General features: G+C 69.1%; 22 protein-coding genes and 1 pseudogene. 18 read left to right on the plus strand and 5 right to left on the minus strand.

All coding sequences use genetic code 11. The features are described 5' to 3' along the window. Nucleotides 1-135: 135 nt before the first annotated feature. Nucleotides 136-1,290 carry a mechanosensitive ion channel family protein gene (locus JQX13_RS31620; RefSeq protein WP_203403182.1) on the plus strand — a complete coding sequence of 385 codons (1,155 nt, stop codon included), beginning with the start codon at nucleotides 136-138 and terminating at the stop codon, nucleotides 1,288-1,290. 2 nt (nucleotides 1,291-1,292) lie between these two features. On the opposite strand, the gene JQX13_RS31625 is transcribed toward JQX13_RS31620, so the two are convergent. Together JQX13_RS31625 and JQX13_RS31630 are read right to left on the minus strand one after the other, a co-directional pair. Next, nucleotides 1,293-3,062, minus strand: a complete 1,770-nt coding sequence (locus tag JQX13_RS31625) for a sensor histidine kinase (protein WP_203403189.1) — start codon at nucleotides 3,060-3,062, stop codon at nucleotides 1,293-1,295. A 101-nt stretch (nucleotides 3,063-3,163) separates the two neighbouring features. Then, nucleotides 3,164-3,673 carry a hypothetical protein gene (locus JQX13_RS31630; protein WP_203403190.1) on the minus strand — a complete coding sequence of 170 codons (510 nt, stop codon included), beginning with the start codon at nucleotides 3,671-3,673 and terminating at the stop codon, nucleotides 3,164-3,166. 195 nt (nucleotides 3,674-3,868) lie between these two features. Between JQX13_RS31630 and JQX13_RS31635 the strand changes: the two genes are divergently transcribed. The 9 genes from JQX13_RS31635 (at nucleotide 3,869) to mnhG (ending at nucleotide 11,610) form a co-directional block, all read left to right on the plus strand. Beyond that, the gene (locus JQX13_RS31635) at nucleotides 3,869-5,164 is read left to right on the plus strand and encodes a DUF2254 domain-containing protein (RefSeq protein ID WP_203403192.1); all 1,296 of its coding nucleotides are present in this window, start codon (nucleotides 3,869-3,871) and stop codon (nucleotides 5,162-5,164) included. Between the two features lie 36 nt (nucleotides 5,165-5,200). After that, complete coding sequence (locus JQX13_RS31640; RefSeq protein WP_203403193.1) at nucleotides 5,201-5,731, plus strand: DUF421 domain-containing protein; 531 nt, start codon at nucleotides 5,201-5,203, stop codon at nucleotides 5,729-5,731. A 165-nt stretch (nucleotides 5,732-5,896) separates the two neighbouring features. After that, nucleotides 5,897-8,188, plus strand: coding sequence for a hydrogen gas-evolving membrane-bound hydrogenase subunit E (gene mbhE, locus JQX13_RS31645; protein ID WP_203403194.1), 2,292 nt, complete (start codon nucleotides 5,897-5,899; stop codon nucleotides 8,186-8,188). Next, nucleotides 8,185-8,640, plus strand: a complete 456-nt coding sequence (locus JQX13_RS31650; protein ID WP_203403195.1) for a Na+/H+ antiporter subunit B — start codon at nucleotides 8,185-8,187, stop codon at nucleotides 8,638-8,640. The genes mbhE and JQX13_RS31650 overlap by 4 nt, the downstream gene beginning before the upstream one ends. A 1-nt stretch (nucleotide 8,641) precedes the next feature. Further along, nucleotides 8,642-9,010: an NADH-quinone oxidoreductase subunit K gene (locus JQX13_RS31655; protein WP_203403196.1), complete on the plus strand. Its 369-nt coding sequence runs from the start codon at nucleotides 8,642-8,644 to the stop codon at nucleotides 9,008-9,010. Beyond that, a complete protein-coding gene (locus JQX13_RS31660) occupies nucleotides 9,007-10,491 on the plus strand; it encodes a proton-conducting transporter membrane subunit (protein WP_203403197.1) in 1,485 nt (494 codons plus the stop codon). The genes JQX13_RS31655 and JQX13_RS31660 overlap by 4 nt, the downstream gene beginning before the upstream one ends. Beyond that, entirely contained in the window at nucleotides 10,488-10,961 is a 474-nt protein-coding gene (locus JQX13_RS31665) for a Na+/H+ antiporter subunit E (RefSeq protein ID WP_203403198.1), read from the plus strand. Before JQX13_RS31660 ends, JQX13_RS31665 begins: the two co-directional genes overlap by 4 nt. Next, nucleotides 10,958-11,239 carry a monovalent cation/H+ antiporter complex subunit F gene (locus JQX13_RS31670; RefSeq protein ID WP_203403199.1) on the plus strand — a complete coding sequence of 94 codons (282 nt, stop codon included), beginning with the start codon at nucleotides 10,958-10,960 and terminating at the stop codon, nucleotides 11,237-11,239. The genes JQX13_RS31665 and JQX13_RS31670 overlap by 4 nt, the downstream gene beginning before the upstream one ends. Next, on the plus strand, nucleotides 11,236-11,610 hold the full coding sequence (gene mnhG / locus JQX13_RS31675) for a monovalent cation/H(+) antiporter subunit G (protein ID WP_203403200.1): 375 nt from the start codon (nucleotides 11,236-11,238) through the stop codon (nucleotides 11,608-11,610). Before JQX13_RS31670 ends, mnhG begins: the two co-directional genes overlap by 4 nt. Before the next feature lie 28 nt (nucleotides 11,611-11,638). On the opposite strand, the gene JQX13_RS31680 is transcribed toward mnhG, so the two are convergent. After that, complete coding sequence (locus tag JQX13_RS31680) at nucleotides 11,639-13,072, minus strand: sensor histidine kinase (protein WP_239015390.1); 1,434 nt, start codon at nucleotides 13,070-13,072, stop codon at nucleotides 11,639-11,641. Nucleotides 13,073-13,443: 371 nt separating this feature from the next. Here JQX13_RS31680 and JQX13_RS31685 point away from each other — a divergent pair, with 371 nt between their 5' ends. The 6 genes from JQX13_RS31685 (at nucleotide 13,444) to JQX13_RS31710 (ending at nucleotide 21,650) form a co-directional block, all read left to right on the plus strand. Then, complete coding sequence (locus JQX13_RS31685; RefSeq protein WP_203403202.1) at nucleotides 13,444-15,564, plus strand: two-component system sensor histidine kinase NtrB; 2,121 nt, start codon at nucleotides 13,444-13,446, stop codon at nucleotides 15,562-15,564. Then, complete coding sequence (locus tag JQX13_RS31690) at nucleotides 15,554-16,924, plus strand: sigma-54-dependent transcriptional regulator (RefSeq protein ID WP_203403204.1); 1,371 nt, start codon at nucleotides 15,554-15,556, stop codon at nucleotides 16,922-16,924. The genes JQX13_RS31685 and JQX13_RS31690 overlap by 11 nt, the downstream gene beginning before the upstream one ends. 88 nt (nucleotides 16,925-17,012) lie before the next feature. After that, a complete protein-coding gene (locus tag JQX13_RS31695) occupies nucleotides 17,013-17,546 on the plus strand; it encodes an OmpA family protein (protein WP_203403206.1) in 534 nt (177 codons plus the stop codon). A gap of 48 nt (nucleotides 17,547-17,594) precedes the next feature. Then, nucleotides 17,595-18,458, plus strand: a complete 864-nt coding sequence (locus JQX13_RS31700) for a DUF3014 domain-containing protein (protein WP_203403208.1) — start codon at nucleotides 17,595-17,597, stop codon at nucleotides 18,456-18,458. 70 nt (nucleotides 18,459-18,528) lie between these two features. Continuing rightward, nucleotides 18,529-20,631, plus strand: coding sequence for a serine/threonine protein kinase (locus JQX13_RS31705; protein ID WP_203403210.1), 2,103 nt, complete (start codon nucleotides 18,529-18,531; stop codon nucleotides 20,629-20,631). A gap of 101 nt (nucleotides 20,632-20,732) precedes the next feature. After that, nucleotides 20,733-21,650 carry a DUF2381 family protein gene (locus JQX13_RS31710; protein ID WP_203403212.1) on the plus strand — a complete coding sequence of 306 codons (918 nt, stop codon included), beginning with the start codon at nucleotides 20,733-20,735 and terminating at the stop codon, nucleotides 21,648-21,650. Between the two features lie 42 nt (nucleotides 21,651-21,692). Here JQX13_RS31710 and JQX13_RS31715 read toward each other — a convergent pair whose 3' ends face one another. Together JQX13_RS31715 and JQX13_RS56530 are read right to left on the minus strand one after the other, a co-directional pair. Continuing rightward, the gene (locus JQX13_RS31715) at nucleotides 21,693-22,325 is read right to left on the minus strand and encodes a hypothetical protein (protein ID WP_203403214.1); all 633 of its coding nucleotides are present in this window, start codon (nucleotides 22,323-22,325) and stop codon (nucleotides 21,693-21,695) included. A 14-nt stretch (nucleotides 22,326-22,339) separates the two neighbouring features. After that, nucleotides 22,340-22,750: pseudogene (locus tag JQX13_RS56530) on the minus strand (AHH domain-containing protein); the annotation flags it as partial. Between JQX13_RS56530 and JQX13_RS31725 the strand changes: the two are divergent. Then, on the plus strand, nucleotides 22,689-22,895 hold the full coding sequence (locus JQX13_RS31725; protein WP_203403217.1) for a hypothetical protein: 207 nt from the start codon (nucleotides 22,689-22,691) through the stop codon (nucleotides 22,893-22,895). The pseudogene JQX13_RS56530 and the gene JQX13_RS31725 sit on opposite strands and share 62 nt — an antisense overlap. Before the next feature lie 121 nt (nucleotides 22,896-23,016). Further along, a complete protein-coding gene (locus JQX13_RS31730; protein ID WP_203403219.1) occupies nucleotides 23,017-24,825 on the plus strand; it encodes a hypothetical protein in 1,809 nt (602 codons plus the stop codon). Nucleotides 24,826-24,827 lie beyond the last annotated feature (2 nt).

A 24,827-nucleotide genomic window follows, 5' to 3' on the forward strand; every position in this document is an offset into this window, starting at 1 on the left:
CGGGCCGGCCTCTCAGGCCCAGACTCGGGGTGAATGCGACCGCCCAGGCTCCAGACCTCCCGGCGCTCCCCGCGCCGCCGCCCTCGGGGAAAGCTCCGTCCCGGACGAGCGGCGCCACGCCGCGCCGCGGCACCCGTGCAACAGGCCCGCTTCCGGCTGCGCGCCTTCCGCAAGGCTTCGCTCATCGCGGTGGCGCTGACGAGCCTGCTGCTGCTGGTGGTGGGCCCCGCCGAGGAGGCGCTGGCGCAGGATGCCGGAGTCACCGCCACGGAGGACACGCCCCCCGCGGAGCCGCAGCGCCAGGTGCAACCCGAGGAGGTGGCGCGAGAGGCGGGTGCCGAGGCACAGCGGACGGCGCTGGGATTGCGCCAGGGCCTCCTCAATGCGCTTCCCAAGCTCACCGTGGTGCTGGGCACGTTGTTGCTCACCTGGTTGGTGGCGCGAGGGCTCCGGGCCCTGCTGCACCTGGCGCTGGGGCGTTGGGCGCGAGCGGATGCCAGCACGGCGCTGGTGAGCATCTGCGTATGGCTGCTGGGCACCGGCATCGCGGTGAGCGTGCTGGCGGGGGACCTTCGCGCGATGCTGGGCTCGGTGGGCCTGGTGGGCCTCGCGCTCTCCTGGGCCCTCCAGACGCCCATCGAGAGCTTCACCGGCTGGCTGCTCAACTCCTTCCAGGGCTACTACCGGGTAGGGGACCGCGTCCAGGTGGGGGACGTCTTCGGAGACGTCTACGCCATCGACTTCCTCTCCACCACGGTATGGGAGCTGGGCAGCCCGGATCGCCCCGGCGCGGTGCACGCCGAGCAGCCCACGGGGCGGCTCATCACCTTTCCCAACAACGAGGTGCTGACGGGCACCATCGTCAACCTCACCCGGGATTTCCCCTATGTCTGGGACGAGCTCCTCGTGCCGGTGGCCAACGAGTCGGACCTGCGCTACGCGATGGAGCTGCTGCGGCAGCTGGCCACCGAGCTGCTGGGAGAGGACATGGCCGGCCCCGCCCGCCAGTACGAGACGCTGCTGCGCGAGGCCCGGCTGGAGACGAGTGTGGCGGACAGGCCCGAGGTCTATGTCTCCCTCGCCGACGCGTGGACGAACGTCACCATCCGTTACCTCGTCCACGCGAGGCAGCGCCGCAAGTGGAAGAGCCTGCTGGCCGAGCGGGTGATGGTGGAGCTCTGCCAGCCGGTCCATGCGGGCCGCATCATCCCCGTACTGCCTCGCCAGCAGGTGCAGTTCCTCGGGGTGGACGGGCGGCCCACGGACGTGCCGGGGAGCCGGCGGGAGTGAGGCTACCGGGCGGTGGCGCCGCCACTTCGGGGCCGGGTGGGAAGGGTGAACAGGAACGTGGAGCCCTTCCCGCGCCCCTCGCTCCGCGCGCACAGGGTTCCCCCATGGCCCTCGATGATGGCCCGGCAGATGTACAGCCCCAGGCCCAGGCCGCGGATCTTCCGGGCCGCCGCGGTGCGCGCGTACGGCTCGAACACCTCGTCGAGCTCCTGGGGCTGGAGGCCGATTCCGTTGTCCGTCACCTGGACTCGGACGGTGCCCTCGGCCTCCGAGACCGTCACCGACACCACCCCTCCCTCCGGGCTGTACTTGATGCCGTTGCTCACCAGGTTCGTCAGCACCTGCGCGAGCCGCTCCGGATCCGCCTCGAGCTCGAATGACTCGGGCCCCTCGAGCACCAGCCGATGGGTGCTCGTGCCCTCCTGTTGCTCGTCGAGGATGCCCCGCACCAGCTTCATCAGATCATGCCGCTGATGGAAGAGGTTGAAGTGGCCGGCATCGAGCCTCGAGGCGTCCAGGAGGTCCGCCACGAGCCGCTCGATGCGCGTCGTCTGGTGGCTCAGCCGCGTGAGCGTCCTCTCCCGGGCCTCGGGCGACTGGCGCGAGGGATCGCGCAGCAGACGCGCGGCGAGCGAGAGCGGCGTGGTGAGGTTCTTCAGATCATGGGAGACGGACGCGATGAACGTCTCGCGCTGCTCCCGCTCCGCCTTCAGCTCGCTGGCCATGTGGTTGAAGGCCTCGGTGAGCTCGTCCAGCTCGTCGCCGGTGCCCAGGAGTGACGGTTCTATCGGAACCAACGCGCCGAGCTCGCCACGCCCGAGGGTGCGGGCATGCGCCACCACCCGCGACACCCTCCCGCTGAGATAGCCGGCCAGCGCCCAGGCACCCGCGAGGACCAGGAGGGAGATCGTCAAGAACGCCGCGAGTTGCAGCTGGCGAACCTGGCTCATGTCCTCGAACGCCTCCTGGTAGCCCCAGGTGACGCCGACGAGCCAGCCGTGCTGCGGCGTGGGAGTCAACGCGGCGATCCGATGGTCATCGCGAAACAGCCCCCTGAACTCCGTCGTGAGCACCGGGTCTCCGGCGAGGGCCTCCTGGATTTCCTTCCACTGGGAGATCTCCCGCTCCTCCCAGGTGGCCTCCAGGCGCGAGGTGTGGAAGACGAGCCGCCCGTGAGGATCGACGACGAAGAGGGCCTGCCCGGGCCGCAGGCCAATCTCGAGCATCCTCCGCGCGAGCTGGTCGAGCCGCAGGCTCACGGTGACGACGCCCCGGGCCTGCTTGTTGCCATCGAGTACCGGAGCGGCGACCACCACGACGGGGCGCTTCACCGTCCTGCCAATGAGGAGCTCCGAGACCACCGCCTCCTTCGTCTCGATGGCTTCCTGGAAATAGGGGCGGTCCGAGATGTCGAGCCCCTCGGGCCCGGGAGTGGCGGACGCGACCGGACGTCCGGAGGCGTCGAATACGGCCAGATTGACCAGGTCGGTGCGCTCGCGTGCGAGGCGGGTGATGAAGTCCTGGAGTTCGCCCGGCCGCAGCGCATGGCTGGCGGACTCGGCGGAGACCGCCTGCGCCAGCCTGATCATCTCCTGGAGCGACGCATCGATGAGGAGCCCCGACGTCGTGGCGGTCTGGAGCATGCCGTTCAGGAGGGAGGTCCGGCGCATCTCGTAGTTCTCCTCGAGCCCGAACAGCAGCAACCCGAGGAGTGGCAGCAGGACCAGGGATACTCCGAGCATCAACTTGGCGCGCAACCGGATACGGAGCATCCAATGGATGTACTACCAAGGGAGGCCTGCTGCCAGCCACTCACGGAAGGTGTGCGCCGCCCCGATGCCGTTGGCGCCGGGGCGGTGCGAGGAGACATCCGCTAGTCGCGCTGGCGCGTGATGCGGTCGGCCACCAGGAAGTGCTTCGTCCCCTCGAATTCCACTTCGAGCTCGGGGTCGAGGTCCCATCCCAGCTCGCGCTCCAGCTCGACGAGCGGAACCGAGCGCACGGTACCCGACACCACGATGTCCGCATCCTCGCGCAGCCGCTGGGCGTCCACCCCCTTGGCATTGGGCGGCACGATGACGGCGATCTCATCATTGAAGAGGCCACCGCTCTCCAGCACGAAGGAGCGTGCGTCGAGCCACTCCTCGATCTCCCCCGCGACCGAGACCTGCTTCCCCGAGTGCTGCGCGATGTTGTCGTTGAGCTGCTCGACGTTCATGGGGCTCGCCTGGGTGGCTGCCGCCGGGGACTTCTGGCCAGCGCTCCTGGCCTGCTGACCCTTGGCGCCCTGGTCGGCGGCCATGGACAGCGCGGGAACAACCAGGAGACCCGCGGCCAGAACGAAACGTCGCGCCTGCTTCCTCATGATACGTGGCATCGTCATCGTCATCCCCCATTGTCTGGAATTAAAACAGAACATGAGGGCAGGACCTCCTTCGCGCAAGACGGGAGTCTGGGGGCGGGCGGCCAGCCCATCCCTGGCGGGTGCGCTTCCCTGTCGGCATCTCCTGGAACCTCGACCTGCCGAGCGAGCGGCCCACTCCCTCATCCCTGAGTCGTGTCCAGGATTGGGGCGACGATGAAGCTGAAGCTCACAGGGATGGCCGAGCGCCTCGGCATGAGTTACTGGCTGCTCCCCGCGCTATGCGTGGCAGCGGCCATCGGCATTTCGTTCGCGGTCCAGGAGCTCGATGCTCGACTGCCGCAGGATCGTCACGCCTGGTACCTCTTTCGCGGAGGCCCCGAGGGCGCGCGCTCGGTGCTCTCCGCGGTGTCGTCCTCGATGATGACGTTCGCCGGCCTCGTCTTCTCCGTCACCATCCTCGTGCTCCAACAGGCCAGCAACCAGTTCTCACCCCGGGTCCTGCGCACCTTCCTCAGGGACCGGCAGAGCCAGCTCTCCCTGGGCATCTTCGTGAGTACGTTCGTCTACGCCCTGCTGGCGCTGCGCAGCATCCGGGGCACGTCGGAGGGCATCGAGCGCCACGTGCCGTCGTTGTCCGTCTGGCTCGCGGTCGTGCTCGCCGTGCTCTGCGTGGCGACCTTCATCTTCTACATCCACCACGTGGCCCAATCCATCCGCGCCGTGGTCATCCTCTCCCGCATCCGTGACGAGACGTGCCTCTGCCTGGAGCGGATGTACCCGGAGGGCGTGGGCGAGGACACGGAGGATTCTCATGCCGAGAGGCCCGAGGGGCACCCCTCGCTCCTCGTGACGTACCCCGGTTCGTCCGGAGTGCTCGTCACCGTGGACCAGGAGCGGCTCTTCGCGTGCGCCCGGGAGGCTGGCGTCACCGTCGCCCTGGTGCCTCTGGTGGGAGACTTCATCCCCCATGGGAGTATGCTCTTCGAGGTCTGGGGAGAGGCCTCGGAGCTCGATGTGGAGGCCCTGCTGGAGTCGCTCAACATCGGCCCGGAGCGGACCCTCCAGCAGGACACCGCCTTTGGTTTCCGCCAGCTCGTCGACATCGCCGAGCGCGCCCTCTCCCCCGGAACCAACGACCCCACCACGGCCATCCAGGCGATCGATCAATTGCATGATCTGCTGCGGCGACTGGTGGGCCGGCGCTTTCCCTCCGCCGCGCGTAAGGACGAGGAGGGCACGTTGCGGCTCATCTGCCCGCGTCCGGACTGGAGCTCCTACGTGCGGCTCGCGGTGGACGAGGTGCGCAAGTACGGCGAGGGCTCCTTCCAGGTCGCTCAGCGCCTGCGCTTCCTGCTGGAGGATCTCCTACGGGTCGCCCCCATCTTCCGGCGTGACGAGCTGGAGCGGCAGCTCTCGCTGCTGGAGGCCAGCGTCGAGCGTGCCTTCCCGGACGAACGAGAAGCCGCCATGGCCCATCGCGCCAACCCGCAGGGGCACGGCCCCCATTGAGCCAGCCCCTCGGGCGCTGGTCACAGGAGGAAGCGCATGTTCTTCGATAACTGGCGGGGATTGGGCCGGGTGGCGCTCGTGGGCGTATGTGCCTACGTGGCGCTGGTGCTCATGCTGCGCCTGTCGGGCAATCGCACCCTCTCCAAGCTCAATGCCTTCGACTTCGTGGTGACGGTGGCGCTGGGCTCGACGCTGGCCACGATCCTCCTGTCCAAGGACGTGTCACTGGCGGAGGGGCTGCTGGCCTTCGCGGTGCTCATCGGGCTCCAGTTCCTCGTCACCTGGACCTCGGTGCGCGTGTCCTGGTTCAACCAGCTGGTGAAGTCCGAGCCCGTGCTGCTGTTCCACCAGGGACGCTTTCTCCCCCGGTCCATGCGCCGGGCGCGGGTCGTCGAGCAGGAGGTGCTGGCCGTGCTGAGAGAGCAGGGGGTGGCGCGGCTCGACACCGTCGAGGCCGTCGTGCTCGAGACGGACGGCTCGATGTCCATCCTGCGCCGGCCCGACGAGCCACTCGAGACCCTTTCCAATGTACGGGTGCCAGGCCCCGAGGAGAGACCCCTGACCTGAGGGCGGCGGTTTCGTCCGGGGACAGACGGTTCTTGATGGTTTCCGGATAGGAGTCGTGGGAGTTCCGGCCTCAAGTGTGGGGCTCTCATCACGTGCGTGCTGGATTCGTTGCCTCTCGTGGCTCACGGGCCATTCTGTGGTTGCGGTCCCGCCGCGTCGCGCTCCATGACCCTGCTCGTTCTCCTCCTCATCGGCTTCGCCGCCGCTCCCCTGGCGCCCCTGGTTGTCCGCGTGAGCCGGAGAGGGTCGGGCCTTGTCCTGGGCCTGGTGCCCCTGGGCCTCACGGTGGGACTCGCCACGCTCGTGCCGGCCGCCCTCTCGGACACGCCGCCTGGCATCCATGTCCCCTGGGTGCCCGAACTGGGCATCGCGCTCACCCTGCGCGCGGACGGCTTGAGCATGCTCATGGCCCTCCTCATCACCGGGCTGGGCACCCTCATCGTCGTCTACGCGGGGGACTACCTGAAGGAGCACCCCCGGCTGGGCGGCTTCCAGGGCTGGCTCCTGCTCTTCATGGCCTCGATGCTGGGCCTCGTTCTCGCCGACAACACCCTGTTCTTCTTCGTCTGCTGGGAGCTCACCACCCTCAGCTCCTTCTTCCTCGTCGGCTTCCAGAGCGAGGAAGAGGAGGCGCGCGAGGCGGCGCTGCGCGCCCTGCTGGTGACGTTCCTCGGAGGCCAGGCGCTGCTGCTGGGGCTGCTGCTGATGGGGTGGCGGGGTGGGACGAGCACCCTCTCGGAGCTGCACGCGGCCGGGCCCGCCCTGCGCGAGGGCCCGCTGGCCTTGCCCCTCCTGCTGCTGGTGCTCGGCGGAGCCTTCACCAAGTCCGCCCAGGTGCCCTTCCACTTCTGGTTGCCCGGGGCGATGGCGGCGCCCACTCCCGCCAGCGCCTACCTGCACGCGGCCACCATGGTGAAGGCCGGCATCTACCTCCTGGCGCGCCTGTCTCCGGTGCTCGGCGGCACTCCCGTCTGGCGGGGCACGCTGGTGGCCGTGGGGCTGGTGACCATGGTGGGCGGAGCGCTGCTCTCCTTCGGCCACACGGACATGAAGCGGGTGCTGGCCTACGCCACGGTGAGCGTGCTGGGCACGCTGGTGCTGCTGCTGGGGTTGGGCACGGCCGAGGCGGCCCAGGCCATGGTGGCGTACCTCGCGGCGCATGCCTTCTACAAGGGAGCCCTCTTCTTGATGGCGGGAGCGGTGGACCACGAGACGGGCACGCGCGAGCTGCCGCGGCTCGGTGGGTTGTGGAAGGTGCTGCCCTTCACCGGCACCGCCGCGGGGCTGGCGGCGCTGTCCATGGCGGGGGTGATTCCCCTCTTCGGCTTCATCGGCAAGGAGCTCATCTACGAGGCCTCCCTGCACACGCCGGGGGGCTGGGGGTTGGCGCTGGGGGTCGCGGTGGGCTTCGTGTTGTTGGTGGGCACGGCGCTGCGCGTGGGCGTGCGCCCCTTCCTGGGCGAGCGGCGCGAACTGGAGCACGCGGTGCACGAGGCGGGACCCGCCCTGTGGGGACCGGCGCTGCTGTTGGCGGCGGGTGGGCTGGTGCTGGGACTCGTACCGGGGTGGATCGAGCCGCTGCTGGCCGGGGCCGCGCGTTCCATCGCCGGACCGGAGGCTGGACACCTGAAGCTGGCGCTGTGGCACGGGCTGACGCCGGCGCTGGGGTTGAGTGCCGCCAGCCTCGCGCTCGGGGCCGCCGCCTTCGCCCTGCGGGACCCGCTGCGGCACACGCTGGTGGCGCTGCGTCTCGGGCACTGGGGGCCGGAGCGGCTGTATGCGTTGTCCCTCTCCGGGCTGAAGAGGTTGGCGGACGTCCAGACGCGGGTGCTGCAGAGCGGCTCTCTGCACCGCTACCTCTCCGTCACCGTGCTCGCCCTGGTGGGGCTGCTCGCCCTGCCGATCGTCTTCCGTCTGGGCCTTCCCGAGCGCGCGCCAGGAGACCTGCGCGTCCACGAGGCGGTGGTGCTGGTGCTGATGGGGGTGACGGCCCTCGTGGCCGTGCGGACGAAATCCGTGCTCACCGCCCTCATGGTGCTGGGTGTGCTGGGGCTGGGAGAGGCCATGGTGTACGTGCTGCTGGGGGCGCCGGATCTGGCGCTCACGCAGGTGGTGGTGCAGACGCTCACCGTCATCCTCTTCGCGCTCGTCTTCTCGCGCTTCCCCGTGCGGCCCCACGGTGGGCGCTCGCACCTGCGCGACGCGCTCCTCTCCCTGGCGGCCGGCGGCCTCATCTCCTGGGCCCTGTTGCACACCACCACGCAGCCCCGCCACACGCGGCTGGCCGAGGCCTATACCGCCCTCAGTCCCACAGAGGCCCATGGGCTGAACATCGTCAACGTCATCCTCGTGGATTTCCGGGCACTCGACACGTTGGGAGAGGTCACCGTGTTGGCCACCGCCAGCCTCGGGGTGGTGCTCCTCTTCCGGACACGTCGGCAAAGGAGGCGGGTATGAACCCGGTGGTGTTGCGCACGGTGGCGCGGATGATGACGCCCGTGCTGCTGCTGCTCTCCCTGGTGCTGCTGGTGCGCGGGCACAACGCGCCGGGCGGCGGCTTCGTGGGCGGGCTGATGACGGCCTCCGCCCTCATCCTCTACCTCATCGCCTACGACGTGGAGACGGTGCGCCGGCTGGTGCGGGTGTCACCGGTGGCGCTGCTGGCGCTGGGGCTGCTGGTGTCGCTGGGCAGCGGCCTGCTGCCGATGGCCCAGGGCAGGCCCTTCCTCACCGGGCTGTGGACACAAGTGCCCGCGCCCTGGGGACACCGCGTCAAGCTGGGCACTCCGCTGCTCTTCGACCTGGGGGTGTACCTGGTGGTGGTGGGCGCGACACTCGGCTTCATCCTCGCCATCGAGGAAGGGGAGGAAGTGGAGTCGGAAGAGGATCACGAGCGGGGGGAGGCCTGACATGGAGACGGGGCTCATCCTGGTCACCGGCGTGCTCTACGCGGCCGCCATCTACTCGCTGCTGCGCCGCAGCCTCGTCCGGCTGGCGCTGGGGTTGGTGTTGCTCGGACATGCCACCAACCTCACCCTCTTCGTCGCCAACGGGGTGTCGCGGGCCCTGCCTCCCTTGTTGCCCGAGGATGGGACGCCCCTGGCCGGCCCGCTGTCGGACCCGCTGCCCCAGGCCTTCATCCTCACCGCCATCGTCATCAACTTCGGAATGCTGGCGCTGCTGCTGGGGGTGGTGCACCGCACCGAGCGCGAGGTGGGCCGCGACGACATCGAGGCGCTGCGCACCGAGGACCCCTCCCACGAGTCCCCCGAGACATGAACACGCTCCTCATCCTACCCCTGCTGATCCCCGCGCTCGCCGCGGCGCTCGGCCTGTTGCTGCCGCGACGGGTCTGGCCCCGCCGCGCACTGGCGCTGGTGGCCACGAGTGCCCTCACGGCGGGGGCCGCGTGGCTGCTGTGGGAGGTGTGGCATGGCGGCGTGCTGGTGCTGCGAGTGGGGGGCTGGGAGGCGCCGGTGGGCATCACCCTGGCGGCGGATCTGCTCGGCGCGCTGATGGTGTTGCTCACGGGGGTGATGGGGGTGGCGGGCGTGGTGTACGGGGCGGGGACGCTGGAGCCGCGGCTGGAGGCCGGGGCGTTCCACCCGCTGCTGCTGGTGATGCTCACCGGGGTGTGCGGCGGCTTCCTCACCGCGGACCTCTTCAACCTCTTCGTCTGGTTCGAGGTGATGCTCGTCGCCTCCTTCGTGCTGCTGACGCTGGAGGCGGGGAGGGCGCGATTGGAGGCGTGCCTCAAGTACATGATGCTCAGCCTGTTGGGCTCGGCCCTCTTCCTCACCGCCCTGGCGCTGCTCTACGCGGTGGGAGGCTCGTTGAACATGGCGGACCTGGCGCGGCGGCTGCCCGGCACGTCCCAGCCGGCGCTCGCCACCGCGGCGGCCATGCTGCTCATCGTCGTCTTCGGGCTGAAGGCGGCCACCTTCCCCTTCTTCTTCTGGCTGCCCGCCTCGTACCACACGCCCCCGGTGGTGGTGACGACGCTCTTCTCCGCGCTCCTCACCAAGGTGGGTGTCTACGCGCTCTTCCGCACCTTCACCTTGCTCTTCACGGGAGACCCGGGCCTCACCCACCGGGTGCTGCTGTGGATGGCGCTGCTGAGCATGGTGACGGGCGTGCTGGGCGCGGTGGCCCAGTACGACTTCCGCCGGCTGCTCTCCTTCCACATCATCAGCCAGATCGGATATCTGCTGGTGGGGCTGGCGCTGTTCTCCCGGGTGGCGCTGGCGGCGTCCATCGCATACTGGGTGCACTACGTCTTCGCCAAGTCGGCGCTCTTCTTCGTCACCGGGGCCACCGAGCGGGTGACGGGCACGCAGGACCTGGCGAGGATGGGCGGCCTGGCGCGCAGCCACCCGGTGCTGGCCGGGCTCTTCCTGGTGCCGGCGCTGTCGCTGGCGGGGGTGCCGCCGCTGTCGGGCTTCTTCGCGAAGATGGCGCTCTTGCGCGCGGCCCTGCGGGAGGAGGCGTGGTGGGTGGCGGGCGTGGGCGCCGCGGTGGGCCTGCTCACGCTCTTCTCGATGATGAAGGTGTGGCGCGAGGCCTTCTGGAAGCAGCCGCCCCACGAGGCACGGGGGAGCACAGGCCCGGCGGCGCTGCTGGGGCCGTGCGTGGTGCTGGCGCTGCTGATGGTGGCGCTCGGGCTGGGCGCGCGTCCGCTCTACCTGCTGGCCGACGCGGCGGCGGCGCAGTTGCTCGAGCCGAGCGCGTACATCCACGCCGTCCTCGGAGGTGACACGTGAGTACCTTCCTGTGGAACGTGGTGCTGGCCTTCCTCTGGGCCTCGGTCATGGACGAGGTCACCCTCACCAACCTGGCCATCGGCTTCGTGCTGGGTCTGGTGCTGCTGTCCTTCGTCACACCCCACCCGGGCGCCTCGCCCTACGCCCTCAAGCTGCTCTACCTCGTCCGGCTGGTGGCCATCGTCTTCTGGGACGTGATGGTGGCCAACCTGCGCATCGCCCATGAAATCCTCACCCCCACCATGCATAACTTTCCGGCCGTCTACGCCTACGAGATGGAGGCGCGCACGGACGCGGAGGTGACGCTGCTGGCGCTCCTCATCACCTTCACTCCGGGGACGCTGATGCTGGATGCCTCGGAGGATGGGCGCGTGCTGTACGTGCACATGATGTTCTCCACTCCCCGGGAGGAGTTCATCCGCTCCTTGCGCGAGCGGTTGGAGCGCCCGCTCTTGCAGGTGCTGCGATGAGTGGCTGGTTCGAAGCGCTCCTGCGGATCGTGCTGGCGGTGCTGGCGTTGTCGGTGTTGCTCTCGCTGTACCGGCTCCTGCGCGGGCCGTCGCTGCCGGACCGGGCGGTGGCGTTGGACCTCATCGCGTTGCAACTCACGGGCGCCATCGTCGTGTACGCGGTGCTGACCCACGAGCCGGTGCTGATGGACGCGGCGCTGGTGCTGGCCATCATCAGCTCGCTGGGCACCATCGCCATCGCCCGCTACCTCTTCAGCGGCAAGGAGGGAGAGCAGTGAGGGAGCTCATCGCCGCGATCTTCCTGGTGTTCGGCGCGGCCTTCATGCTGCTGGCGGGGCTGGGAATGGTACGTCTGCCGGACCTCTTCCTGCGCCTGCAGGCGGCGGCCAAGGCGGCAACGTTCGGCGTCGGGGGGCTGCTGTGCGCGGCCGCGGTGGCGCTGTGGAGCCTGAGCGTGGTGGCGCGAGTGCTGCTGACGCTCATCTTCATCTTCGCCATCACCCCCGTGGCGGCCCAGCTCATCGCCCGCGCCGCGTTCCGCGCCGGCGTGCCCCTGTGGGAGCGGACGCGGGAGAACGACCTGGAGAAGGGGCGCTCCCCCCCAGGTCCGCGCAAGCCCCGGCGCGGCTCCTTCCCCGATGACGCGTGAGGGCCCCACCCACCTTCCCGGTGGTTCCTCATGAGGGAGTCGAGTCTGGCGCTTGCCTCGTGACAGGCAGCTTCGCGTAGAACGTCGAGCCTCGTCCCGGTTCGCTCTCGACGTCCAGCGCGCCGCCGTGTGCCGCCAGGATCTTCCGCGCGACCGCCAGTCCGAGCCCCACGCCTGGAATGGTGCCTCGGGTGGAGGAGCCCCGGCGGAAGGGCTCGAAGATGCTCTCCTTTTCCGAGGGAGGGATACCCACCCCCGAGTCCGTCACCGCGACGCAGTAGCCGTCCTCCGCCGGCACGACGCGGATGCGCACCGGCCCCCCTTCGGGCGAGTACTTGATGGCATTGCTCAGCAGGTTGTTGAGTACCTGGGAGATGCGCGTCGCATCACAGCACAGGGGGATTGGCTGGTCGGGCACCTGGAGCTCGAGGACATGCCGGGAGGACATGGGCCGGTGGAGCTCCACGGCCTCGCGCACCAGTTCGCTCAGGTCGTGCTCCCCCAGGTGGAGCTTCAATTGGCCGGCCTCGATGCGGGTCGTATCGAGCAGGTCGTCCACCATCCGCCCCAGCCGCTCCACCTGCCGCTCGACCATGGCGAGGCGCTGCTGTGCCCGCTCGGGTGGAATCCGCCCCGACTCCGCTCCGCTCGCGGCCAGCTTCAGGGCCTGGAGGGGGTTGCGCAGATCATGGGCCACCCCCGCCAGGAAGGACACCTGTGCCTCCCGCTGGCGCTCCAGACGGCTGACCATTTCATTGAAGGCACGGGCGATGTCACGCAGCTCCGCCGCCCCGATCTCGGGCGCCGGCGTCCATGAAGTTCCGAGCCGGAAGCTCACGAGGGCCTTCTGGATGGCGGCCACCGGACGATAGACGAAGCGCCGCTCGGCCCAGAGGACGGCTCCAATGCCCGAGAGCAGTCCCAGGACCGCGACGAGGCCGAGGATGTTGGCCCGCCGGTTCCAGGTCTGGGCCTCTTCCATGCGCTCGCGCGCATCGGTGACGTTGAGGTCCACGAGGCGCTTGGTCCGCTCCACGATGTCCCGGAGAGGCTCGGCCTTGGGTGCTCTGGGTTGGGAGGGCGCCTCCAGTCCGGTCCGCACCCAGGTGAAATACACCTCGACCTCTCGTCGCAGCTCTTCCAGGAGCTGCGCCTCGTGCGCTCCGCCCACGTGGCCACGCGCCTGCTCCAACCAGAAGCGGGCCTGGGCCTCGGCCTCCTTCATCGCGCGCAGGTGCTCGGCGGCACCCGTCACTTCCAGGAGCCGCCGCTCCCGGCCGTGCCGCAGGAGCGCGATCTCCAGTTCCGCCGCCGCACGAACGCTCTCGCTCGCCTGCCACAGGTACACGCTGTCACGCTTCATCCAGGTGGTCACGGCGATGAGCGCGCCCGCGGTGACGAGTGTCACCAGCCCCAGGAGTATGGCACTTCCGGCACGTTGTCCTCGCAGGCTTGGCGTCATCACTCCCTCTGCCCCTCCTCGGGCTGTCACCCCACGGTGGGAGGTCACCGCGTCGAGCCCCGCAGGCAAGGGGGACTTCTTACCCGAGGGAGGCTTCCCCGTGCGCATACCCTCCGAGCAATCCCACCTTTCGCGGAGGGCAAGCGGCCATGGCACCCTGGCAAAGCGCCACAGCCTACATGGCGCTGTGCGAGGCTGCCCCGGCATTGCTGGCCGGCCCTCGCCCGGGAACGATTGGCACTGGACTTGCGTTGCCCCCATCGCCGGATTCCGACGGGGGCTCTTCCATGCGACCCGGGTGACCGGCCGACCGAGTAGGGGGCGCTCAGCCTGGCTGTGCGCGCCTGCCATGCCGAGCCCGCCACCCTCCCATGCATCGACCCTTCTTGCCCCTGCTCCTTCTGCTCTCGGCCCTGGCCAGCGTCGCCGGAGGGGCCGTCTGGTTCATCCAGCGCGATCGGCAGGCGCTGGTCGAGCAGTTCGGGCGCGAGCGGTACACCCAGCTCGAGGAGGCCACACGCGGAGTCTCCGAGGCGCTCGATGACCTGGGCGATGACCTGCGGTTCGCGGGGGAGCTGCTCGCCCAGCCCGGCTCCACCGAGGAGCATCGCCGCGAGCTCCGAGCCCTGCTGGAGGCCGTGGGCCAGTACAGGGCCATTGCCGTCTACGGGCCGGATGGCGCGGAGCAATTCTCCCTGGTGGACCGCCGGGCGCAGCTCATGCCGCGCGAGGCCTCACATGCCACCGCGCTGGCGGACACGGCGCGCCAGGCGCTCGAGGCGCCGTGGGGGCGCATCGTCCCTTCGCCCCCTGTCGCGGATGGCTCCTCGCGGTGGATGCGGGTCTTCGCCACCTCTCTTCCCGCCGATGCTCCAGGAGGCGGAGGCGCCGTGGCCATCCTGGTGGATACCGAACCCTTCTTCGCGCCCTTGCGCCTGGTGACAGCGGATGAGGACTCCCGGCTGCTGCTGCTCGGGTTCCATGGGCGCCCCTCTCCCCTGAGCGATCCGGAGGTCGCCACCTGGTACCAACGTCTGGGGCAGGGCGCGGGCAAGCTCGTGCCGGGTCTACAGGCCCTGGTCGCACGCATGCGCGGAGGGGAATCCGGAACGCTCATGCTCGACGAGAGGCAGGCCCATCGCCTCGGCCTGGGGTCGGCGGACGTGGTGGCCACCTTCATGCCCATCCGCATGCACAACGAAGCGTCCTGGTCGGTGGCCACGCTCTCCTCCACGCTGGCGCTGCGCGCTCACGAGCGGCTCCTGGTGCTGCGCCTGTCGCTCGCGGCGCTCCTGGTGGCCGTCTTCCTCGTCACCTTCGGGGCCTACGTCGTGCTCGCCAACCGCCGCGCCGTGGCGCTGCGCGAGAGCCGCCGCCATGCCGAGCGCCTGGCGCACCTGCATGAGAAGACCCAGAAGATCCTGGACCACATCCCCACGGGTGTCCTCGCGCTGAGCGCGGATGACCGCATCAGCGCCGTGAATCAGGCCCTCCGCGCCCGCCTGCCCTCCAGCGCCCTCGGAGGCACGCTCACCGAGGCGTTCCCCTCCGCGCCCGAGTCCGTGGTGCAACGGCTCGGCGAGCTGGTGACGGCCACGCGCGAGGACGGACGTGTGCGGAGCCTGCACGGAGAGGTGCTCATCCTCTTCGGAGAGAAGGGCCAGTACAACGTTCACGCCGTCCCGCTGGAGCACGGCGACGAAGAGGTGCGCACGCTGCTGGTGCTCGAGGACCTGAGCAACGTGCGCATGCTGGAGGACCAACTGCTGCGAGCCGAGAAGCTCGCCACGGTGGGCGTCCTCGCCGCGGGCGTGGCACACGAGATTGGTACGCCCCTGGGCATCATCCGGGGCCGCGCCGAGTACATGCGTGGGAAGCTGGGAGGCGCGGAGCACCCGCACGGCCGTGGCCTCAGCGCCATCATCGACCAGATCGACCGGGTGAGCCGAACCATCCGGCAGCTGCTCGACTTCTCGCGCATCCAGCCCGCGGAAGCACGTGCGGTCCTCCTGGGCCCTCTCGTGCTCGGTCTACGGGAGTTGATGCACATCGAGGCGGAGCGCAGGCGCGTCCGGCTCCACGTCGAGGTACCCGAGCACCTGCCGGCGCTCGCGGCCGACGCCGACCAGCTCCAGCAGGTGCTCCTCAACCTCGTCCTCAATGCCTGTGACGCATGCAGCGCCGGAGGCCACGTGCACCTGCGCGCCTCTCAGGCTCCTGAAGATGCTCCCGAGGCCCAGGGGATGCTCGAGCTGCGTGTCGAGGATGACGGCTGCGGCATCGCCCCGGAGCATCTGCACCAGATCTTCGATCCCTTCTTCACCACCAAGAAGCGAGGCCAGGGCACGGGCCTGGGCCTGACCATGGTGGCGCAGATCGTCCGCAACCACGGTGGCCGTGTGGAGATTGACAGCGAGCCGGGCCGAGGCACCTGCGTCACGGTGCGGTGGCCGGTGGCCGGTGCTCGTTGGGAGGAACAACATGCCGTCTAGCGCTCGAATCCTCGTGGTGGATGACCACGTGGAGATGGGAGAAATGCTGAAGGAGCCGCTCGCGGATGCCGGCTACATCGTGGATGTGGCGGGCAGCGGCGCGGAGGCCATCGCCCAGCTGCGTGCCCGTCTCTACGACGTCGTGCTGTGCGACCTGCGCATGAAGGAGGTCGACGGGCTGGATGTGCTCGCGGCGGCGCTGAAGATGGACCCCGGGCTCCCGGTGCTGCTGATGACTGCCTTTGGCGCGGTGGAGAGCGCGGTGGAGGCCATGAAGCGCGGCGCCTACCACTACCTCACCAAGCCCTTCCGCCTGGATGAGGTGCTGCTCCATGTCGAGCGCGCGTTGGAGGGGCGGCGCCTGCGCGCCGAGCACCAGAACCTCAAGCGCCAGGCGGTCGACCGCGGTGCCCTGGGCTCGCTGATCGGCCGGAGCGCGCCCATGCGGACCCTCTACGAGCTCGTCGAGCGGGTGGCTCATTCGGATGCACCGGTGCTGGTGCGCGGCGAGAGCGGGAGCGGAAAGGAGCTGGTGGCCCGGGCACTCCATTCGGAGGGGCTCCGGCGGCAGGGCCCCTTCGTGGCGGTCAACTGCACCGCGCTGCCCCATGCCCTGCTGGAGAGCGAGCTCTTCGGCCATGTGAAGGGCGCCTTCACCGGCGCCACCACGGCGCGCCGTGGCCTGTTCGTCGAGGCCGACGGCGGTACGCTGTTCCTCGATGAGATAGGGGACATGCCTCCCGAGCTCCAGGCGAAGCTCCTGCGGGTGCTCGAGGATGGAGAGGTGCGGGCCGTCGGAGCGGATGGAGCGCGTGACGTGGATGTGCGCATCGTCGCGGCCACGCACCAGGACCTGGAGGCGCGGGTGAAGGAGGGCCGCTTCCGGGCGGACCTCTTCTACCGCCTCAATGTCGTGTCACTCCGGATTCCCCCGTTGCGCGAGCGCAGGGAGGACATTCCGATGTTGGTCGAGCACTTCGTGGCCCAGGCCCGTGCGCGAAACACACGCTCTCCCGTCACCTCGCTGGCTCCGGAAGTGCTGGCGGAGCTGGTGCGCATGCCGTGGCCCGGGAACGTGCGCGAGTTGGAGAACCTCGTCGAACGCCTCGTGGTGCTTGGCGGCCAGCCCTCCGTGGATCTCTCCCTCCTGCGCCTGCACGCCTCCTCGGGCACCCAGGACGCGCATCCGCTGGCGGCGGCGCAGGAGCAGGTGGTGCCGCTCCGGCAATTGGAGAGCGACTACATCGCCTGGGTGGTTGCTCGTTGTGGAGGCAACAAGACACGTGCGGCGGAGTTGTTGGGGATTGATGTCTCCACCATCCACCGGAGACGCACGGACGGCGGCATTTCGCAACGCTAGGAAGCGCGCTTTGCCAGCCCGGAGGCCCTGACGCGCGCGGTTCCCAGAGGCGGCGAGAGCGGCATGGTGCTTGCTCATATGTCTGGGCATGAACCCTCACCACACCCTGCTGTCCCTTCTCCTGGCGCTCGGTCTCTCGGGCTGCGCGGCCAAATCCCTCTCCACCACTCCTACGCCCACCAGCGCGGCGCGGCCGGCCGCGACCACTCCGGAGGCCTCGACCGCCAACCGTGCCGAGGACTCCCGGTCCCACCCTGACGAAACGTCCGAGGCGCTCGAGGCCGCGCCCATCTACTTCACGCTCGACTCCGCCACCCTGACGCCCGAGGCCCAGGACAGGCTGGAGCGCCTCGCGCGTGCACTGCGCCAGCGTCCTGACTCCCGGGTGACGGTGTCGGGACATACGTGCGAGCTGGGGACCACCGAGTACAACCTGGCGCTGGGCCAGCGTCGCGCCGACATCATTCGGACCTACCTCGCTCGCCTGGGCGTCGAGCGCCAGCGCATCGCCGTGGTGTCGTACGGCGAGGAGCGTCCGGCGGAAGAGGAGAGCGTGGAGAAGAACCGCCGCGCCGAGTTCTCCTTCCGCCTGTCCGAGCAGGCCCAGGCCGGTGCGCGCTAACTCCGTTCTCGTGGCTCGAATCCCAGACAACTCCTCCGAGGAACCCTCATGACCACGCCTTCGCACGACCCGAACACGAATGTCCCCCTGCCTTCTCTCCGTGGGAGCTCCCGCGCCTCGCGAAGAACCCTCCTGGCCGCGGTCCTCCTGATCGCGCTCCTGGGAGGGACCGGCGGGTATCTGCTGCGGCGCCAGGCCTCGCCGCCCGCGGCCGGGCGCACCGAGCCCGTCGCACAGGCCGACACACGAGGCCCGGTGGTGACGCGGCCCGAGGTCCAGCTCTCGGGCACCGACCCGCGTGTGCGCGAGCTCCTGCGCGGGCTCTCCGGTGACGCCGGGTTCCTCCGCTGGTTGTCCGCCGAGGACCTGGTCCGGCGCTTCGTCTCCGCGACGAGCGCGGTGGCCGAAGGGCAGAGTCCGCGTGAGCAGCTGTCCTTCATGGCTCCCACCGGTGGTTTCCAGGTCACCCGCCGAGCTGGCCGTACGGTGGTGGCGCCGGAGAGCTACGCCCGCTACGACGGCGTGACTCGCGCCCTGGTCTCGGTGAACACCCAGGGCGTGCAGCGGGTGTATCTGGAGCTCGAGCCCCTCCTCGATGCGGCGCATGCGGAGATTGCTCCCCCCGGGCGGACGCTCGAGCAGTCACTCACCCGGGCCATTGGCAGACTCACCAGCGTTCCGGTGCCCACCGGGGCGGTCGAGGTCTCCCCGAAGGGTGCCCTCTACGCCTATGCGGATCCCCGCCTCGAGGCGCTCAGCGGCGCGGAGAAGCACCTGTTGCGGATGGGGCCGGAGAACATGCGCAAGGTGCAGACGAAGCTCTCGGAGCTCGCCCACGCGCTGGGCCTGTCATTGCCCGAGCAGGCGAAGCAGCCCGCGCAGGTGAGTGGTCGGGCCTGGAGAAAGGAGTGAGCTCGAGGCTTCGGCGCACCCGGTGACCGGGGATGTCATGCTACGCTGCCTCACCTCGGAGGTAGCGTGCATGTGGCAGGCAACGGTGGAGCGTCCGGAGCAGGGGCGGCGGGCTTTCGAGCAACGGCGGCGGTTGTTGCTCCGGCGGCTCACGCGGGAGGGGGCGCGGGAGGAGTTCCTTCCGCGGGTGGGCGAGGTGGTGGGCGGCCTCACCCTGGAGGCACGGCTGGGGGCGGGCAGCTATGGCACCGTGTACCGGGCCCGGCGCGGCGACGACGTGTTCGCGGTGAAGCTGCTCTACCTGCCTCACGCGGGGCCGTGGGCGCAGCGGGAATTGGAGGTGCTGCTGCGGCTGCACCACGCGGGACTGGTGGGAGTGGACAGCCATGGCCACCATGGCCACTTCCCGGGCTTCGGGCCGCTCTTCCTCTACATCGTCACGGGCTACGTGCCCGGGCTGCCCCTGGACACCTGGGCCGAGCGCCACAACCCCACGGCCCTGGAGGTGGCGCGCGCGGTGCGGGTGCTGGCAGCGCAATTGGTGGTGGCACACTCGGTGGGGGTGGTGCACCGGGACGTCAAGAACGACAACGTGGTGGTGCGGGAGGGGGACGGCAGGCCCGTGCTGGTGGACTACGGCGTGGGCACCTTTCCGGGGGCGCTGAAGGTGACGGGAGGCTTCGTTCCGGGCACCACGCGCTACCGTGCCCCGGAAGCCTGGCGCTTCCGCCGCCAACGTCAGCGGGACACGCACTACGAGGCGAGTGTCCGTGACGATCTGTGGGCGCTGGGCGTCCTCTTCTATTGGCTGCTGACGGGCGTCTGGCCCTTCGACGGCAAGAGCGAGGAGGAGGTGGAGGACGCGGTGCTGCACTCCGAGCCCGTGGCGCCTCACGAGCGCAACCCGCGCGTGCCCCGGGCGCTCTCGGCCGTGTGCATGCGCATGCTGGAGAAGGCGCCCGAGGCGCGCTACCCGGACGCGAGGTCCGTGGGTGAGGCGTTGAGCGCGGTGCTGGCCGGAGCGGACGCGGGCTGGGCGGTGTCCCTGTGTGAGGAGTGGGCGCCGGACAACGCCACCACCCGGGAGCAGGAGAACGGGGACGTGGCGGTGAAGGTGGACCTGGAGCAATCCCTGGCGCGTCACCATCGGCTCTCGGCTCTCGAGCGTGAACGACCCCGGCGCGGCAGGCCCGCGACCACGGAGGCGGAGGTGCTGATGCCGTCGCCAGGGGTGGATGAGCCGCTCCCGGAGGAAGTGGAGGCGCGGGTTCCATCAGCCTCCGCGCCGCTCACGGAGGAGGGGGTGACACGCGCGGTCACTGCTCCCGTGCCGCCGCGAGCGCCGGTGGGTCCCTGGTTCGCGCGGGCGTGGCGGGACCGCACGCTGTCGCTGGGCGCGGTGGCCTTGCTCGCCGCCGCGCACCTGCACCCCGCGTTCGCTCCATCGCTGGTGGATGCTCCGCCAATCGGAGTGACTGCTGTTCCCATGGTGTCCGCGACACCCGTGTCCGTGGTGACCTGGGCCTTGTCAGGCCAGGAAGTGGCGCCTTCGTGGTGTCCGCTCGAAGGTGGAGGAGGCGCGGCGCCCGCGTGGGTCGCAACCTCCGCGCCCATCGCCTTCGCGATGCAACCCAAGGACAGCATGCGCGTGAAGAGTCAGGAGAAGAAGCAGCAGCGGGGTCCGGTGCGTAACGCCGTCACCCGTGTCCTGTGGTCCGCCGCCGTGGGCGCGGCCGTCGCCGGTTGTCCCGGTGCCCAGGTGCGTTCCAATCCCAAACCCGAGGCATGTCCGGCTGGGTCCCTGGAAGCCATGAAGCAGTTGGGCATCCGCCCCGGAGACGAGACCGGAGCGGAGTTCCCTGGCATCGGTGAAGCATCTTTCGTCACCGTGCGAGAGGGACCGGGAGCCCGGCTCTTGTTGGGAGAACCGTTGGGTCAGTTGGAGGCGGGCACGGTGCTGACGGGGACATTCCTCTTTGGCAAGGAGCGGGTGCAAGGCCGCTTCACCCAGGCTCGCAGGCCCGGCGGCGGGGACTCGATCCCTGTCTGTCTGGACGCGTGGAGCTGGGGATCCGATTATGGGCGGGGTCTCGTCCGAGAGCCCGATGAAGGAGCGGACACCGCGAAGGTACACGCCTACCCGCACGTCATGGCGGTGGAGCGCTTCGAGTAGAGATATTCAGGTCTGAGCGTGAGCGGTCCGGAGGGAATGGTGGCGGGGGCCAACGTCAGAGGTCCCTGTTATGTTCCACCACTCTGGAGGTTTCGTTTCGCATGCCTGCCTTATTCCTCTCTGTCGTCCCGCTGTTTGTTCTCCTGGCGGGCGTAGCTGCCGCGCAGCCATCCACCCCACCTGTCACGGCGGATGATGCGCGCCACACCGTTGTGCTGGGAGTGATGGGGCAGAGGGCTGTGCCCGAGTTGCGCATCAGTCCGGGCGTCCTCACCGCGTTGCTCTTTGGCTCTCCCTTGAAACTCGCGGGGGTGGAGCTCGAGGAGCAGGGACTCCTCGCTCGAATGACCGTGTTGGACGATGCACTCCTGCTCGTTCCTTCCAACTCACTCAACGCTGGCAGGATTCTGCGCTTGAAGGTGCGCTTCGTGGACGGAGTGGTCCCCGCGAGCGCGGACTTCCTGCTGGTGGTGGATCCCCTCCAGGCCGAGCATCAGGTGAACGTGGAGCTCCAGCAACCCATGGCGGACGCCTGCAAGCAGGCGGTCGAAGAGGAGCGCGCGAAAACCCAGGAGTGTCGGGCGGAACTGGAGTGGATGCGAAAGAGGCCGGATGGGCTCACCGGATTGATTGCCAATGGGCAATTGGCTGACAAGGGTGTTACCGCCCGGCGAGCGTTGCGAGAGAAGGACTTCACCCAGCGCCCAGGCGAGCCGATCCTGATAACCGAGACGATGAGCTATCGCGCCCGGGGCCTGGTGGCGGTGGAGTTGAAGGCGAAGAACTACTCCTCGCGACCCTGGGCCGCGGCGGGGGCGCAACTGGTGGGTGAGGGCGGTGTGCGGCTGAAGGTGCTGCGGGTATGGCCGTTGGAGCCCATCCCCCCTGGCTCGGAAAGGCGGCGCGTGGTGGTGGAAGCCGAGGCGGCAGAGACGGAGGCCCGGGGCCGCTTCGCACTGTTGCTCTGGCAGGACGGCGAGCCCCCGAGTGTTTCCGTGGAGGGCGTGACGTTTCCGTAGGGAGTGGTGGGCTTGCTGCCCCGCGCGACCTCGGCCCGCCCCTCAGTAGAGGATGCAGTCGAACTTCTCGACGACGGCTCGGAGCTCCTCGGGGGTTGTCTCGAAGCGCCTGGCAGCGGAAGGTGCGTAATAGGTCAAGGCCTTGGTGGACGACGGGTGGGTATGCAGGTTGTCCACTACGATGTCGCCAAAACTCCCCGGCCATTTGACACTGCGTAGTTCGGGGGCTCGGCCAATGGGGTCCAGGAAGGTAAAGCAGGGCCACTTGGGGAAGCGCAGGGTGTTGATGTCGCAGCCGTGAACCCGACACCCTGCCAGCCGGGCCTCAGTGAAGTCGCAGTCCTCGATGGCGCCGTGCTGAAACCCCGGCAGGCTCATGTACTCGGGCCAGTGCCCGAAGTCGCACCCCGACAGCAGCCCCTTGAACCGACAGCCCTTCAGCGACGCCGCCAGCCATTGCTGGTGGTTCTTCAGCTCCTGCTTCACCTCGAAGGTGCAGTTGATGAAGCGCGCTCCATCGAAGAAGAGACGCCGGGCGGACACCTTCAGCACGAGGGTGCAGTTCTTCATCGTCAGGTTGGGTCCCAGGAAGTAGTGCGCCTCCTTGTCCATCAACTCCAGCCGCTCGTTTTCAATCTCCGTGTTCTCGAAGAGGACGTTACCGAACCGGTCCATGGCCACCGCCCCTTTTAGAAGGTGAGCATCCGGAAGAACTCGCTCGCCAAACGCCTGCCGTGCCGTGCCAGGTTCGACTCCGTTCCGGAGAGAATCTCGTACTTGCGGTTGTTCGTCAGATCAACCACGTCGACGCCCTGGTGATTGAACCGAAGGCGGCCTTTGAATTGTGCCTCCACCTTGGCGTGCACGAAACGCCCCCGGGCCTCGCGCTCCAGCAGCCGCGCCAGCCAGTACTCTCCCTTCTTCATGGCCTGCTCTATTGCGTCTTTCTCGTTTGGCGAGAGCCTGTGGGGTCCCCACTCGTTCGCGGCCTTGGTGACGGCCTCCTGGAGCATGTCGCCCACCTTGTCCTCGGCGGGAATGTCCGCAGCCGATTTGCCGCGTGGCAAGTGCCAGCGCTGGCCGTCGCTCAACTCCACCCGCGTGGGTTGGGGCTGGCGGCTGCGCCAGGACAACTTCCGGATGCGGGATGGCCAACCGCCCGATGTCCTCACTGACACCGCCATCTCGCTGATCCAGCACGGGGGGTTCCTCTTCAGCGGCACCCTGGGCGTCTCGTTCTTCTGAGAGCCTCTTCTGTCGCGGCCTCCAACCCTTTCCCGCTCAACGTGTTGACGGACGTGCTTGCGTTTCCTGTACTCCCGAGGCCAAGGGTTTCCAGACCTCGCGGTTCGCTGGGAGGTGCGGCATGTCCACCCGTCTCGTTGGGCCGCGCCCGGCGGAATCCTGGCGACGTCTCGCATGGCTCGTGCTGGCCCTGGTGGTGCTCGCGCTCCAGATGGGCTGCGCAACGGGTGCGCCGTTGGGGGGCAACCAAGGGGATTACCGGTACCGGCCGCTGGTGCCCCATGGTGTGAAGGCAGCTCCGTCCTCGAGGCGCTCTCCAAATCGTCCGCTCCCGGAGCGGGATGTCGAAGCCCTCGGCGGGGCGGTGGTCGGAGAGCGGGCGCGGCAGGTAGAGGCGGCGCAGCGGGAGGGGCGTGGCCCGGAGGTGGACGAGGCGGCACGGGAAGCCGAAGTGGACAGGGCCGTGGCGCGGGTGGTGGGCCTCTGCAGCGGAGTGGAGGAAGTGGAGGCGGTGCTGGTCTTCACCTTCTGGGTGGAAGGCGGCGCGCTGACGCAGGTGGGCTACCAGGAAGCGCGCGGCGGCGGGCGCGCGGGGCGGCCCGTGAACGGGGAGGGCCTGATGCGGATTCTGCGCCAGGTCTTCACCGATTACGTGGGCCGACGGACGGGAGAGGTGGTGCTGCGGCTGCGGCGCGAGGAGACGCGCTGGGTGGTGGACTACGACGCCACGCGCTCGTCAGGCCGGCCTCCCGAGGCCAGGTCCCTCCCGGTGCGTACTCAAGGCACCCCTGCGGATACCTTCCTTGCCTTCCACGAAGCGGCCGGGAAGTGGGCGAGCGCCGTGCGGGTGCCGGCCGGCGGCGGTGCGCGGGTCGAGCTCGAGGTGTGGCTGGAGGATGGTCGGCTCGCTGGTTGGGAATTGCGCGAGGTGCGGCGTACTCGCGAGGGGGCAGGAGGCGCCCCACGGCCGCTCTCGCCCGAGACGATGGGGCATCTCGTCCAGGCGTTGCTGCCCTTCACCGAGGGGCTGGGCGCGCGCACGGTGCACGTGGTGTTGAATGCCGAGCATCGGCCGGGCGAGGTGGAGGCGCGGGGCCGCGTTCAGTTCGCACGGGTGGATCGTCCGCCGCGGCCAACCGGGCCGAGCTGGTATCTGTCCATGCATGAATCCGTCCTGCTGCGCTGGCGGGAGGGCGTGGTGGAGGGCTCGGCCTGGCTGGCGCAGTGGGGCGTGGAGGAACTGACCCTCTGGTTGGTGGGAGGCATCATCGCGAAGGGTCTGGGCTTCTTCGCGACGGAGGGGCTGGAGTGGGTGACGCGGGCGCTGGGACGCGAGCCCGAAGCGGCGGCCGGGTGGTTGCGCACCGCGCTCAAGCGCCTGCCGGGAGAGGAGCGGGCGACCTTCGAACAGCTCTGGGGGAAGGTGCTACTGGAAGGCGAGCAAGCGCTGAGCCGAAGCGAGCGCAAGGCTCTGCGGGGCTTTTTCGTCCGACTCGAGCAGGCCATCCAGCAACCGTTGGATGTTGACCTGAAAGGAAAGCTTCGAGAAGAGGCTCGCAAGTATTACGCGGAGCTGTACCCTCGGTTCGCCGAACTCTTGGAGAAGGAGGGCAAGGAGCTTCCCATCCACCACCGGCGCCCGCTTCAATATGCGCACCTCTTCCCGGATGAAAACATCAATGCCGGGGAAAACCTGGCGATGTTGCAGAAGTACGTTCATGAGGAAATCAACTTCTTGTGGGGTAGGTTCCGAAAGGCCAGACCAAACCCAACAGCGGATGATGTGAGACGTGCAGCCGAAGCCATTGATAGGCAGTTCGAGCCCTGGTACCACCGCGCTGCTGATTCGCCTGGAATGCTGAAGACCGTAGATGAAGCCAGAGAGGCCGCATTGCGCGAGCTGCGGAGTCGGTTCCGTGGGCTCGAGTAGAA

Source organism: Archangium violaceum (genome assembly GCF_016859125.1).
Classification (GTDB): domain Bacteria; phylum Myxococcota; class Myxococcia; order Myxococcales; family Myxococcaceae; genus Archangium; species Archangium violaceum_A.

Coding starts and splice junctions, on each gene's coding strand:
- JQX13_RS31625 (WP_203403189.1), bottom strand. CDS start 3,062: ATGCTCCGTATCCGGTTGCGCGCCAAGTTGATGCTCGGAGTATCCCTG.
- JQX13_RS31630 (WP_203403190.1), bottom strand. CDS start 3,673: ATGACGATGCCACGTATCATGAGGAAGCAGGCGCGACGTTTCGTTCTG.
- JQX13_RS31635 (WP_203403192.1), top strand. CDS start 3,869: ATGAAGCTGAAGCTCACAGGGATGGCCGAGCGCCTCGGCATGAGTTAC.
- JQX13_RS31640 (WP_203403193.1), top strand. CDS start 5,201: ATGTTCTTCGATAACTGGCGGGGATTGGGCCGGGTGGCGCTCGTGGGC.
- mbhE (WP_203403194.1), top strand. CDS start 5,897: ATGACCCTGCTCGTTCTCCTCCTCATCGGCTTCGCCGCCGCTCCCCTG.
- JQX13_RS31650 (WP_203403195.1), top strand. CDS start 8,185: ATGAACCCGGTGGTGTTGCGCACGGTGGCGCGGATGATGACGCCCGTG.
- JQX13_RS31655 (WP_203403196.1), top strand. CDS start 8,642: ATGGAGACGGGGCTCATCCTGGTCACCGGCGTGCTCTACGCGGCCGCC.
- JQX13_RS31660 (WP_203403197.1), top strand. CDS start 9,007: ATGAACACGCTCCTCATCCTACCCCTGCTGATCCCCGCGCTCGCCGCG.
- JQX13_RS31670 (WP_203403199.1), top strand. CDS start 10,958: ATGAGTGGCTGGTTCGAAGCGCTCCTGCGGATCGTGCTGGCGGTGCTG.
- JQX13_RS31680 (WP_239015390.1), bottom strand. CDS start 13,072: ATGACGCCAAGCCTGCGAGGACAACGTGCCGGAAGTGCCATACTCCTG.
- JQX13_RS31685 (WP_203403202.1), top strand. CDS start 13,444: ATGCATCGACCCTTCTTGCCCCTGCTCCTTCTGCTCTCGGCCCTGGCC.
- JQX13_RS31690 (WP_203403204.1), top strand. CDS start 15,554: ATGCCGTCTAGCGCTCGAATCCTCGTGGTGGATGACCACGTGGAGATG.
- JQX13_RS31695 (WP_203403206.1), top strand. CDS start 17,013: ATGAACCCTCACCACACCCTGCTGTCCCTTCTCCTGGCGCTCGGTCTC.
- JQX13_RS31700 (WP_203403208.1), top strand. CDS start 17,595: ATGACCACGCCTTCGCACGACCCGAACACGAATGTCCCCCTGCCTTCT.
- JQX13_RS31705 (WP_203403210.1), top strand. CDS start 18,529: ATGTGGCAGGCAACGGTGGAGCGTCCGGAGCAGGGGCGGCGGGCTTTC.
- JQX13_RS31710 (WP_203403212.1), top strand. CDS start 20,733: ATGCCTGCCTTATTCCTCTCTGTCGTCCCGCTGTTTGTTCTCCTGGCG.
- JQX13_RS31715 (WP_203403214.1), bottom strand. CDS start 22,325: ATGGACCGGTTCGGTAACGTCCTCTTCGAGAACACGGAGATTGAAAAC.
- JQX13_RS31725 (WP_203403217.1), top strand. CDS start 22,689: ATGTCCGCAGCCGATTTGCCGCGTGGCAAGTGCCAGCGCTGGCCGTCG.
- JQX13_RS31730 (WP_203403219.1), top strand. CDS start 23,017: ATGTCCACCCGTCTCGTTGGGCCGCGCCCGGCGGAATCCTGGCGACGT.